The sequence below is a fragment of the Nitrospira sp. genome (assembly GCA_029194675.1).
Classification (GTDB): domain Bacteria; phylum Nitrospirota; class Nitrospiria; order Nitrospirales; family Nitrospiraceae; genus Nitrospira_D.
Genome location: JARFXP010000002.1, coordinates 1,066,877 through 1,079,176 on the forward strand (window position 1 = coordinate 1,066,877; position 12,300 = coordinate 1,079,176).

At 57.1% G+C, this 12,300-nt stretch carries 10 protein-coding genes; 7 read left to right on the plus strand and 3 right to left on the minus strand.

Features of this window, described 5'->3' with window-relative positions; translation table 11 throughout:
• Positions 1-275 precede the first annotated feature (275 nt).
• From P0120_14035 to P0120_14045, 3 genes are all read left to right on the plus strand, one after another.
• A complete protein-coding gene (locus tag P0120_14035) occupies positions 276-2,045 on the plus strand; it encodes a DEAD/DEAH box helicase (GenBank protein MDF0675437.1) in 1,770 nt (589 codons plus the stop codon).
• A gap of 41 nt (positions 2,046-2,086) precedes the next feature.
• On the plus strand, positions 2,087-4,132 hold the full coding sequence (locus P0120_14040) for an oligopeptide transporter, OPT family (protein ID MDF0675438.1): 2,046 nt from the start codon (positions 2,087-2,089) through the stop codon (positions 4,130-4,132).
• Between the two features lie 103 nt (positions 4,133-4,235).
• On the plus strand, positions 4,236-4,541 hold the full coding sequence (locus P0120_14045) for a YkvA family protein (GenBank protein ID MDF0675439.1): 306 nt from the start codon (positions 4,236-4,238) through the stop codon (positions 4,539-4,541).
• Between the two features lie 117 nt (positions 4,542-4,658).
• Here P0120_14045 and P0120_14050 read toward each other — a convergent pair whose 3' ends face one another.
• Positions 4,659-5,006 (minus strand): hypothetical protein, encoded by a 348-nt coding sequence (locus P0120_14050; GenBank protein ID MDF0675440.1) that lies wholly within the window; start codon positions 5,004-5,006, stop codon positions 4,659-4,661.
• A 519-nt stretch (positions 5,007-5,525) separates the two neighbouring features.
• Entirely contained in the window at positions 5,526-8,051 is a 2,526-nt protein-coding gene (hrpB, locus tag P0120_14055) for an ATP-dependent helicase HrpB (GenBank protein MDF0675441.1), read from the minus strand.
• A 57-nt stretch (positions 8,052-8,108) separates the two neighbouring features.
• Here hrpB and P0120_14060 point away from each other — a divergent pair, with 57 nt between their 5' ends.
• The 4 genes from P0120_14060 to P0120_14075 all read left to right on the plus strand — a co-directional run bounded on the left by P0120_14060 (position 8,109) and on the right by P0120_14075 (position 11,731).
• Positions 8,109-8,339 (plus strand): hypothetical protein, encoded by a 231-nt coding sequence (locus P0120_14060; GenBank protein MDF0675442.1) that lies wholly within the window; start codon positions 8,109-8,111, stop codon positions 8,337-8,339.
• Positions 8,340-8,449: 110 nt separating this feature from the next.
• Complete coding sequence (gene zwf, locus P0120_14065) at positions 8,450-9,916, plus strand: glucose-6-phosphate dehydrogenase (GenBank protein MDF0675443.1); 1,467 nt, start codon at positions 8,450-8,452, stop codon at positions 9,914-9,916.
• Positions 9,917-9,979: 63 nt separating this feature from the next.
• On the plus strand, positions 9,980-11,410 hold the full coding sequence (locus P0120_14070; protein ID MDF0675444.1) for an MFS transporter: 1,431 nt from the start codon (positions 9,980-9,982) through the stop codon (positions 11,408-11,410).
• A gap of 114 nt (positions 11,411-11,524) precedes the next feature.
• Entirely contained in the window at positions 11,525-11,731 is a 207-nt protein-coding gene (locus tag P0120_14075) for a hypothetical protein (GenBank protein MDF0675445.1), read from the plus strand.
• Positions 11,732-12,150: 419 nt separating this feature from the next.
• Here the strand turns inward: P0120_14075 and P0120_14080 are convergent, their stop codons facing one another.
• Positions 12,151-12,288 carry a hypothetical protein gene (locus tag P0120_14080; GenBank protein ID MDF0675446.1) on the minus strand — a complete coding sequence of 46 codons (138 nt, stop codon included), beginning with the start codon at positions 12,286-12,288 and terminating at the stop codon, positions 12,151-12,153.
• Positions 12,289-12,300: the final 12 nt, after the last annotated feature.

The window sequence follows — 12,300 nt, forward strand, 5'->3', positions numbered from 1 at the left end:
GCCGACCCTCTTTGATACCGTGATTCCTGTCCGGCTGACTGAGAATCGATCTCCACTCCGGTACGTGGTTCCAACCACTGTGCTCACCGATCTGCCGTGCTGATGATCTCTGAGAACCTACTCGGACCAGGTCTTGCGCTATCGCCTCATTCAACGTAACATCCAGCCTCCGGTGAAGCCCCACGGCTTGACAGCCGTGATCCCTGGGTGATTCTTTGGCGACACCTCGCCAAAGGCGGGTGAGTTGCCCTTCCACTCTCCACGATTTCACGATCGTGGAAGACAGAAAGGCCGTTGAGTACGATATGAAACATGGCTCGCCCTCAGAGTCCGCTCTTCCGACCGTCACAGGATTTTCACCAGGCTTCGTCGCCTTGGGAATTGAAGCGCCATTGCTCGCGACACTGGAAACACTGGGCTACGAAGAACCCACCCCCATTCAAGGCGAAGCGATTCCGCCGCTTCTCGCCGGCCGAGATCTGCTTGGACAGGCGGCGACCGGCACCGGCAAGACGGCCGCCTTCGCGCTACCGATGCTGCAGTTGATCAGTCATGCAGCGAGGGTACGCCCGTCTGCTCTTGTGCTCGTACCGACCCGCGAGTTGGCGATTCAAGTTGGGGAAGCAGTGCAACGGTACGGAAAGGAGTTACGGGTGAGCGTGCTACCGGTGTACGGTGGCCAGGCCATCGGGCCGCAGTTGCACGCACTGAAGCGAGGAGTCGATGTGGTCGTCGCCACACCGGGCCGCGCACTGGATCATATTCGTCGTGGCACGCTGAAACTGCAGGAGGTGCGGATCGTCGTCCTGGACGAAGCAGACGAAATGCTCGACATGGGGTTTGCAGAGGATCTGGATGCAATCCTGGCCGGGACGCCCAAGACCAAACAGACCGCCCTGTTTTCAGCGACAATCCCTCCAAGAATCCGCGCGATCGCCCATCGGCATCTGCAGAATGCGATCGAGATCACCATCGCTAAGGAACCGGTCAAGGCCGGCACGGCCCCACGCGTCCAGCAGATGGCCTATATCGTCGCGAGGCCTCATCGAGCGGCAGCGCTCGCCCGTGTGGTCGAGGTGACAGGCGCGAACTCCGCGCTGGTCTTCTGCAGAACCAGACTGGAAGTCGATGAAGTGACGGCAATGTTGGCCGGCCGTGGTCATCGAGCTGAGGCCATTCACGGTGGCATGAGCCAGGGGCAGCGTGACCGTGTCATGCAGGCCTTCAAGGCCGGGCAAGCCCAACTACTGGTGGCGACCGATGTGGCGGCGCGTGGGCTGGATATTCCGCAGGTATCTCACGTCATCAACTACGACCTTCCATCCTCCGCTGAAGTCTATGTTCATCGGATCGGGCGGACCGGACGGGCTGGTCGGGAGGGTGCCGCGATCACCATCCTCGATCCCCGTGAACAGCGCTTACTACGAACGATTGAACAGCATACGAAAGCTCGGGTCACGGTTTTGCCGATCCCGAGCGTGGCCGATCTTCGTGCCAAGCAGTTAGATCGGGTGCAAGGCGCAGTTGAACAGATGTTACGCGATGGCCAGCTGGATGCGTTCAAGCATCTCGTCGAGAGGCTCTCCGCCCATCCACCGGTAGAGGTGGCGGCAGCGGCGTTGAGGCTACTGGCTCGCGCGCAAGGGGGCGAGCGTCAGGAGCAGGAGATCCCTGCCATACCTGTCAGGCAACCGGAATTTGGACGTCCGATTCGAGAGGCACGGCATTCGATTGGTCGGAGTCACGGTGGATCGGCTGGAGCGGAACGTCCGCCGATAGGACGGTCGCGACAGGGCGGGCGAACGGTCGAGATGGCACGGCTGTATGTTGGGGTGGGGCGTGAGGCAGGCATCAGACCCGGCGATTTGGTGGGCGCGATTGCCAACGAGGCGAGAGTCAATTCCAGCCTCATCGGTGCCATCGAAATCGAAGATCGGTTTTCCATCGTTGATGTACCGGCCTCCATGGCCTCGGATATTATCGAAACACTCGGTCGCGTGCGCATCAAGGGCCGCAGAGTGCCCATACGACTGTTTCGTGACTAGCTTGTGTGATCACGAAAGGCTGTCTATCATGACCGACTATCATGAAGGATTCCGAGCCCTTCGTCCCTGCCACCGTCACACTCCCTGAGATTACCGTTAAAGCGGTCCTGTTGTCGATCATCCTGGCAGCGGTCTTGGCGGCAGCCAATGCCTACCTAGGTTTGTTTGCCGGTATGACGGTGTCCGCGTCTATTCCTGCGGCGGTCGCTTCTATGGCGATTCTGCGGTTGTTCCGCGAGTCAAACATTCTCGAAAACAACCTCGTTCAAACCGCGGCTTCGTCGGGGGAAGCATTGGCGGCCGGTGTCATCTTCACGATTCCTGCACTCCTGCTGGTCGGATATTGGTCTGAATTTCACTACTGGCAGACCGTTCTCATCGCTGCGGTCGGTGGTTTGCTCGGTGTGCTCTTTACAATTCCGCTGCGGCGGGCATTGATCGTGACGGCGGGTTTGCGGTTCCCAGAGGGATTAGCCACAGCGGAAGTCCTCAAGGTCGGCGCAGCGGAACGGAGTGGAGCCGGGCCAGGCGGATCATTAAAGGGTTTTCGGTCCCTGTTGTCGGCTGCTCTTCTGGGTGGCCTGGTGAAGTTCGACGAGAGCGGCCTGCGCCTGTGGACCGAATCGCTGGAAGGGGCTACCCAAGTTGGGCGCACCGTGTTCTATGCAGGACTCAATCTTTCGCCGGCGCTTCTTGCAGTTGGATTTATCATCGGTCTCCAGACAGCGGCGGTGGTCTTTCTTGGAGGGGTCATCGGATGGGTGATCCTGATGCCCGCTTATGGACTCATCCATGGGCTACCACCTGATCGGACAGGACTGGCGGCGGCGATGTCGATCTGGAGCGGGCAGATTCGATATGTTGGTATCGGAGCGATGCTGACCGGCGGGCTGTGGACACTCACGAAATTGCGTGAGCCGGTCTGGAAGAGTCTTCTGACGCTCCGAGCAAGTTACCGGAGAGTCCAGGTTAAGGCTCAGGTTGAGGTTAATGAGCCTCTGAAGGGCGAAAACATACTCAGAACGGAGCAGGATGCTTCATTCCTGTGGATCGTCGTGCCATTTGGCCTCTCGCTCCTGCCGATGGCCTGGATCTATTCAACGGTCGTAGACAGTCCCCTTCTCGGTCTGCTGATGACGATCGTGATGGCACTGGCCGCCTTCCTTTTCTCATCGGTCGCCGCCTATATGGCTGGAATGGTCGGAAGTTCCAGCAACCCCGTCTCAGGTGTGACGATTGCTACTATTATGATCGCCGCTCTGCTACTCGTGCTCTTCATGGGAGCCGGACATCCGACAGGACCGGCGGCCGCACTGGTCATCGGAGCAGTCGTCTGCTGCGCCGCCGCGATGGGCGGAGACAATCTCCAAGATCTCAAAACAGGTCAGCTGGTCGGGGCGACGCCATGGAAACAGCAAGTCATGCAAGTAGTCGGAGTGGTGACAGGCGCTCTCGTCCTTGTGCCGGTTCTGTCTCTCCTGCAAGCCAAGTATGGAATCGGCGAACCGACGAGCAGCCATCCACAGTCCCTCAGTGCGCCGCAGGCAACCCTAATGGCTAACCTCACAAGAAGCGTGTTCGGAGCTGGATTGCCCTGGCCTCTTGTAGGACTGGGTGCTGTGATCGGGATTCTGATCATTCTGGCAGATCGACGGCAAGAACTCCGTGGCAGTGCATTGAGGTTACCCGTGCTTGCCGTGGCGCTCGGGATCTACTTGCCGCTGAAACTTTCGGCGACTATTTTTCTGGGTGGCGTGATCGCGGCCTTGGCACATAGGCGCATGGGTGGAGGGCAAGAGTCGTCGCAGGGGGGATTGCTCTTTGCGGCCGGACTGATCACTGGGGAAGCCTTGATGGGGATCATGCTTGCGATGCCGATCGCGCTCGCCGCCCTGTGGCCAGACTTCAGTGCCGATCCATTTACGATGTTTGCCGTTCCTCCGTTCGGCGGGTGGCCTGGTCTTGTCATGGTGGCCGTCGCAGGATTCGCGCTCTATCGGATGGTGGTGGGGCGTGAACGGACCACGCGGACATCCTCATCCAAAACTGCGTCGAAGGATCACTCATCGAGTGAGACACCGCGATGAGTATCACAGCAAGGCCGGACACAACTTCCTAAAATCGTCGTCCCTTGGTATGCTACATCGCACCGGGTGCATGTGGCACAAGCCCATTCGTCAGGAGGTGAACATGAAGGTATCGACGAGGTTCATTGAGTTATTGCGCATGATCGGTCGTCTCTGGACGGATCTTCCGCTCTTGGTTCGGCTACTCAAAGCGTGGAAGGATGGCAGCTACAGCGGGCTCTCGGTGCGTACGCTCGCATCGTGTGCGGCAGCCCTACTCTATGTGCTGAGTCCGGTGGATTTGATTCCGGACTTTGTTCCGGGGATTGGATTGATCGACGACGTTACGGTACTGGCGTTGTTGCTCCATAACCTCGCACAGGATCTTGCGGCGTTTCGAGTATGGGAGCAGAGCCGCGTCAAGGTATGACGGTCTCACGTGACCGTCACTCCGACGACCAGCCGTCAGAGTCGGTGATATCGTGGCCTCCTATCCCGATCACAGCAAGGAGCATGAGCAGCCGGTTGAGAGGCGACCTGGCGGTACTTATCCTATCAAGTCGGAGTTGAGCTGATTGAGGGGACGTACGGTGAAGGCATTCACTTCGTTATACACGGTGAGGCGGCCGCCTTGTCGACGCCGGGTAAACATACCTTCGACAATGACCTGATCCCCATTCTGAACTTGGACTCGGCTGGTCACTTTAAGCGTGCCGTCGTCGTCGGCCAGTAGAAACCTGAACGTCGGTTCACCTTTCTGATCGATGACCAGTTGCACATCCTTCACCGAACCGATCACCACCACAGCTTTATGATCATACACCTCGGGATGGGCCACGAGATCGGCCATCTCCAGCAAGTTGGCGCCGGCAAGAGGCGCGAACAGAAAGCTCACGAAAACAGCCAGTGGTGCCCGGAGTCTGCACCACATATGAACTAGGGTGTTGCTTGCCATAATCGGGGCGTATTGTACCGAAGATCACGGCAAGTACAAGATAGGCAATCACCTTACTCAAAGGTCTCCAGTTCTGTAACGGGGTGGCGGAGTGATGGGCTGAGGCGTAATTCAGCGGAAGGTATTGAGCCTGTGCGACGTATTGGAGGGGGCAGGGTCGTCGTCCGGCTGTTGCAGAGTCTCTGTCTTCTCCATGGTCACAGTCGGTGCGATTTGCATGGAAGCCGACAGAGATTGTCGACCTTGCTCACACTGTGAGTGTCTCGGCCTCCGGCAAACACACCGACGCTCACGAGGAATGCGAGCGCAACGGCGATTCCCTTTATATCCACTTCATCTATTTCCAGAGAAAGGTTTTTCTCTAACCGGTGACGTGACGGCATAGGTCCTGTATGTGCTAAACAAGGAGGTTGTGTTCTGTGTACCCTTCCCACATCGAACAAGCCACAAGGAAGAACCCTAGCGGTTTCTCTGCTTCGCCTTGGCGGTTGGCACGGCACCTATCGGGTCTTCGGGCCAATGGTGCTTGGGATATCGGCCGCGTAATTCTTTGCGGACATCTTGATAGGCCCTCTTCCAAAAACCACCAAGATCTTGGGTGACCTGCACCGGCCGTTTGGCAGGCGACAGGAGATGTAAGATCACAGGAATCTTTCCGTCCGCTACGCGCGGCGTGTCCTTGCAGCCAAACATTTCTTGGAGCCGCACCGCCAACACTGGAGACTCGGTTTGCTCGTAATCGAGTGGAAGGCGGGAGCCGCTCGGAACAAGGATATGGGTGGGAGCCAGACGGTCAAGACGACGCTGTTGTTCGTGCGTCAGTAAGGCGTGGAGCGGCGCGGTCAGATCGAGTCGTTTCACCCGATCGAGGGTGGTGATGCCGGTCAAGTAGGGACCAAGCCACTGATCCAATGTCTGAAGCAATGCCTCGTCGGAAAGATCGGGCCATCCTGATTGAGAACCATCAATACGTCTCAGCCACATGACGCGAGCGCGCCACTGTTGAAGCAGATGGTCGAACGATAGAACTTCAAGATAATATTTAAGAATACCTTGTAAAATGGCGCCCCTTATTTTATTTGTATCGGGTGACGAGACGGCCTCCTCTACAAGAATCATCGCTCCGAGTCGTTGGCGGCGTACGGCTCGTACCGCGCTGACGGCCTCATCCCAGGCAATCTCTTCTTCTTCAACCAACCGGTCATGGTAAAGCGATTCAATATCTTTTACTGTGATCGGAACCGCGAGATTGATCTCGGACCACTGATCGCCCCCATCCAGGTCGGCGATCACCAAGAAGGGTTCGACGGTCAAGGAATCGGCGGTCCTAAACCGTGCGCCTCGGCCATTCACAAGGCGGTAATGCCCCGCACGGTCCGCCTGCCGTCGCGCAATTCGATCAGGGTAGGCCAGTGCAACTAAGCGCCCGACCGAGGTTGAACGATCGTATCCATTGTCTTCCGACTCATGGGATGACTCATTGATGAGCCGCCTCCGCCACAGATGAGTGGTTCGCCTCACTCGGTCAACCGCGGCTCGATTCACCACAAGCCCAATGGAATCGTACTGCCCCCGCAGAACATCCATCCTGATCCGCAAGTCGGTGTTCTGCCGTTCGCGTGGTCCCTGAAGAATGTCTCGTTCACCCAACAGCGCCGCCACCTCGCAAGCGAGATCGGCAAGACCCAATGGCACTGCCCGAAGCATCATGTGCGCGAGGCGGGGATGCAGCGGAAGGTCGGCCATTCGTCGAGCATGGTCAGTCGGTCGGCCATCGGCCGAAAAGGCTCCGAGTTGGATCAACAAATCTCTGGCCTGAGCTACCGCCCCGGCAGGTGGAGGAGTGAGCCACGACAATTCCGACGGATCATGAGCGCCCCACTGGGCAAGATCGAGCATCAGAGGAGTGAGATCTGCCTCGAGAATTTCCGGTGGACGACGCGGAGCAAGCAGAGCCTGCTCTTTTCCGGTCCATAGCCGGTAACACATGCCCGCTTCAAGTCGTCCGGCCCTGCCGCGACGCTGTTCAGCAGAATCTTTTGTGATGCGAATGGTCTCCAATCGAGTGAGACCGGAGCGAGGATCGTACCGTGGAATACGTACCAGGCCTGCATCGATCACCACGCGGATACCGTCGATCGTCAGACTGGTTTCGGCGATGGAGGTGGCAAGCACGACTTTTCTCCGTCCGGGAGCTGTCGGCCGAATCGCTGCATCTTGCATGTCCTGAGGAAGATCGCCGTGCAGCGCCGCAATCTGTACGGAATGGTCTAGGTTGGAGTCGAGCAGTAGTCGTTCGACTCGGCGAATGTCTGCCATCCCCGGGAGGAAGACTAACAGACTACCGTGATCTTTTATGAGTGATTGACGGATGCGCTGCGATACAGCCACGTCGATCCGTCCGGTAAGCGGCTGATCAAGGTACTGGGTCTCGACCGGAAACATCCGGCCTTCGCACGTGATGAGGGGAGCTCGACCCAACAGTTCGGCTACCGGACCACAGTCCAGAGTGGCCGACATGATTAAGAGACGAAGGTCGGGGCGGAAGAGGCGTTGAGCTTCGAGGCACAGGGCAAGTCCCATGTCCGCTTGCAGGCTTCGTTCATGGAACTCGTCGAACAGCACGATGCCATAGGATTCCAGCGACGGATCTTGTTGAAGCAACCTGGTCAATACCCCTTCAGTGACCACCTCGATTTTAGTCGTCGGCCCGATCTTGGTTTCGAGGCGCATCCGATAGCCGACGGTCTCCCCGACCTGTTCGTGGAACTCTTCCGCCATGCGACGAGCGGCGGCTCGCGCGGCAAGCCGCCGGGGTTCGAGCAGCAAGAGGTTTTTACCCGACAACCAGGGCTCGTTCAGGAGCGCCAAGGGGACGCGAGAGGTCTTGCCGGCTCCTGGCGGGGCGGTCAGCAATGCATTCGGGCCGGCTTCCAATGCTCGGCGGATTGACGGCAGGACATCTTCTATTGGAAGTGTGGACATGACGTGATAGGGTCACAAATAGAGCTGTACTGTATCAGAACATGACGATAGGGATGAATGGCGAAACGTCCAGAACATGAGGAAGAACCGATGGCGCCCTATCGTTGGAGCCACAACAAACCGGCAAGCCCTGGCTGGTACTGGTTCCGCGGGCTGGCCCACGAAGCCGACCCGTTTATCGTGCTTGTCGATCAAGCGGGAGAGTTCCAATGGCCGGACGGCGGATTTCAAGAGGTATCGCTCGCCACAGGCGAATGGGCTGGCCCAATCGAGGAACCAGAAGAGTAGATCGAGGCCCTACCTAAAAGGGGACAGAGAATTAGGGGTTTCGTCCATTGACGAACGACAGGATGAGTCATAGCTTCAGTATATATTAGGAATCATCACGGGGATGATGGATGACGAAGGAAACGGTCGAGCCACATCTGTTTATTATTCTGGGGGCGACAGGAGATTTAACGCGACGGAAACTGCTGCCTGCATTGTTTCACTTGCGAACCTACGGTGAGCTGGAGAAGCAGAATACGCTCATCGTCGGAGCCGCATTGCCCGAAATGAGCGCGGACGCGTTCCGCTTGTGGGCTTATGAGGGGTTGCGCAATTCAGGAGTTTGTAACGCTTCTGATCTCCGGCGATGGTGCGAAGACCAGCTGTACTATCAGGCCCTGCGGGAAGGCAAATTGTCGGACTACCAAGCCCTCGCGGCGTTTATCGCCCGCCTTGAAGTTGCCAGGAATCTGCCTCAAAATCGTATTTTCTATCTGGCGCTTCCCCCGACGATCGTGCCTGAAACCTTAGAATTACTCGACCAAGCTGGCTTGCTGAAAAGCCGCGGGTGGGTGCGCGCCGTCTTGGAAAAACCCTTTGGTCACGATTTTCATTCTGCCCGTGCGCTCAATACCCTGTTACACCGTTATCTGGACGAATCGCAGATTTATCGCATCGATCACTATCTCGGCAAAGAGACCGTGCAAAACTTACTCGCCTTTCGCTTCGCGAACCCCATTTTTGAGTCGCTGTGGAATCGCAATACGGTGGAGAGCGTGGAAATCACCGTCGCTGAAGACCTCGGTGTCGAACATCGCGGAGCCTACTATCAAAAAGCCGGTGCCTTCCGTGACATGGTGCAGAACCATTTAACGCAACTATTGACCGTCGTAGGCATGGAGGTGCCGACTTCCTTCGAAGCTTCCGAGATCCGGGCTGAAAAACTGAAAGTCCTTCGCTCTATTTCACCGATTCGTTCACAGGACGTGATCTTCGGCCAATATACGGCGTGGGATGTTGCCGGCCAGAGGATTCCCGGCTACCTGGAAGAACCAGGTGTACCTTCAGACTCGACCACCGAGACATATGTGGCGCTGAAGTTGGAGATTCACAATTGGCGCTGGAGGGGAGTGCCGTTTTATTTAAGAACTGGAAAACGGCTTCCTCGCAAGATCACGCAAGTGGCCGTCACCTTCCGAGCGGCGCCCACGCAAGTCTTTCGATCTTTGGAGCCGGGTAGTTTGAATTCCAACAAGCTGTTGATCACCTTGCAGCCGGGTGAAGGCTTCTCGCTCTGCTTTTCCGTGAAAACTCCTGGGCGGCCCTTCAAGTTTACCGATCGAGCGCTGGGATTCGACTATGGTCAGGGATTCGGCGGCGAGTTACCGGAAGCCTACGAGACGCTATTGCGTGACGTCATGATCGGTGACCAGACATTGTTCGTCACCGCAGACTTTACGGAAACAGCCTGGCGACTCTACGACCCGCTTTTGATCGGTCCCCGACCAGTGCATCTCTACACCGCCGGATCGTGGGGCCCAAAGGAAGCGGACGCGCTCGTGGAACGGAACGGTCTGAACTGGCAATTGGGTTGGTAGGCTCTCCAGGCATTGGACAGACGGCACTCCGTTGCCGTATTACTAGGACGCATGCCTCCCGGCATGCCGATCACCACCAATATTCCGCAACGGATGGACCGGTTGCCCTGGGCACGCTGGCACTGGTTGGTCGTCGGAGCGCTGGGGATCACATGGCTGCTCGACGGGCTTGAAGTATCGATCGTGGCCTCACTCGGCCCGATGCTGACCCACCCTGACACACTACATCTCACACAATCGGAAGTAGGACTCACGGCCTCCGCCTACCTGGCTGGTTCGGTCCTCGGCGCGCTCGTCTTTTCATATCTCACCGACCGCCAAGGACGAAAAAAATGGTTCATGATCACGTTGGCGCTCTATCTCACGGCGACGGTTCTGACGGCGTTCTCATGGGACCTGATGAGCTTCATGTTCTTCCGATTCCTGACCGGAGCCGGTATCGGAGGCGAGTATGCAGCCATCAACTCCGCCATTGATGAATTGATTCCCGCCCGAAATCGAGGCCACACCGATCTGGCGATCAACGGAACCTGGTGGCTTGGCTCAGCGGCCGGCGCCTTGATGACACTGCTCCTGTTGAATCCGGTGTTCTTCCCAGAGTCCATCGGATGGCGGCTCTGTTTTGTCCTCGGTGCCGTGCTCGGAGTCGCCATCATTCTTGTTCGGCGCGTCATTCCAGAAAGCCCTCGCTGGCTCATGACCCACGGTCGCGTCCCCGATGCGGAAGCCATTGTGTCACAGATTGAACAGCAAGTGGCTCTGGATCGAAAAACCAGGCTGGCGGAGCCTCAAGGCACGATCACAGTACATGCCCGTCATCACGCGACGATCGCGACCGTGGCACGAGAGCTCTTTCAGGCTTATCCTCGACGCACAGTCTTAGGCATGGGGCTGATGATCACGCAATCGTTCATGTACAACGCCGTGTCGTTCACGTATCCATTGCTGTTGACGAAATACTATGCCGTGTCGACTGCCGACATCGGTCTCTACATCCTCCCGTTCGCACTCGGCAATTTTTTGGGGCCACTCTTGTTAGGTCGTCTGTTTGATACGGTCGGCCGCAAACCGATGATCAGTCTCACGTATGGTATCGCCGGTATCCTCTTGGGGTTTACGGGATATCTGTTCTGGGCAGGTTCTTTGACGCTCTCCACACATATGCTGTTATGGTCCTTGATTTTCTTTTTTGCATCGGCCGGGGCAAGCGCCGCTTATCTGACGGTGAGCGAGGTGTTTCCGATGGAGATCCGGGCGATGGCGATCGCCTTTTTCTTCATCGTGGCACAAGGCGCCGGTGTGGCGGCGCCGTGGCTCTACGGGATGCTCATCGAAACATCAATCACAAGCGTCTTCTACGGATATCTCTTAGGTGGAGGCATGATGCTCGTCGGTGCGGTGATTGAGCTGTGGTTGGGAATCAATGCGGAAGGGCAGTCGCTCGAGCAATTGGCGCCCCCATTATCCGTGCGAAAGTCTACCGAGGTGGGATGAGTCTCAGTCCAGATTGCTGAGTCATCAAGGAAGCCTTTCTAAGGCTGTCTCCAGTGCTTGGAAATCGTTCATGCGTGCTACTGATGTAGTGGGAACTTGTGTAAGGAGAACACCATGAACAACACGATGACCGCGGTACATGACAGCCGAATGGTCCTTACCGACCAACAAGGCAAAATCGTCTTCGACCGAACCACGACAAACCCGCAACTGGACCACTCCGAAAGGCTGGCGTTCGACCGAGACGCCCGACTCTATTGCGGCGGCGAACGGGGACAGATCTTTCCTCTCCCTCCAAGATCGCTCCTTGGAACAAGCTGACGACACGGGCGGTTTTTGCTTGGGAATGGCCTTCAAAGAAGAATATGTTCTGCTAGGTGTCCCCTTGGATTGTTACCTGTATCTGTGCTACATCCTCATGCGACTGAAGGCGTTTTGAGCGAGTTTTCATAAATGCCGGTCACATTACGGAGGGAGCCGACCTATGGGGCTTATGGATCAATTGGGACCAGCAGTAGGTGGGCTGCTGGGAGAACAAGGAGGACACATTCCTCTTCTACAGGCGGTAGCGGGACTACTCGGATAAGGACGGCAGAATCGGTGGACTAGCAGGTCTTGTCCAGGTCTTTCAGGAAATGGCCTGGGCGGCATCGTGAATTCCTGGGTGAGCACAGACTAGAATCTGCCCGTCACACCGAGCCAGATCGATCAATGTTCGGGAGGCAACCTGCTGAGCCAAATTAGCGAGTCAAGCCGGACTCTCCTCTGACTCGGCTGACTCCAAGCTTGCCGGGCTTCTTCTTGATCTCGTCGACAAGCTGGCATCGAACGGAAAGATCGAAGCCGGTGGACTCGATCAGCTGCTGAAACTCGTGCATGGCAGGTAACGA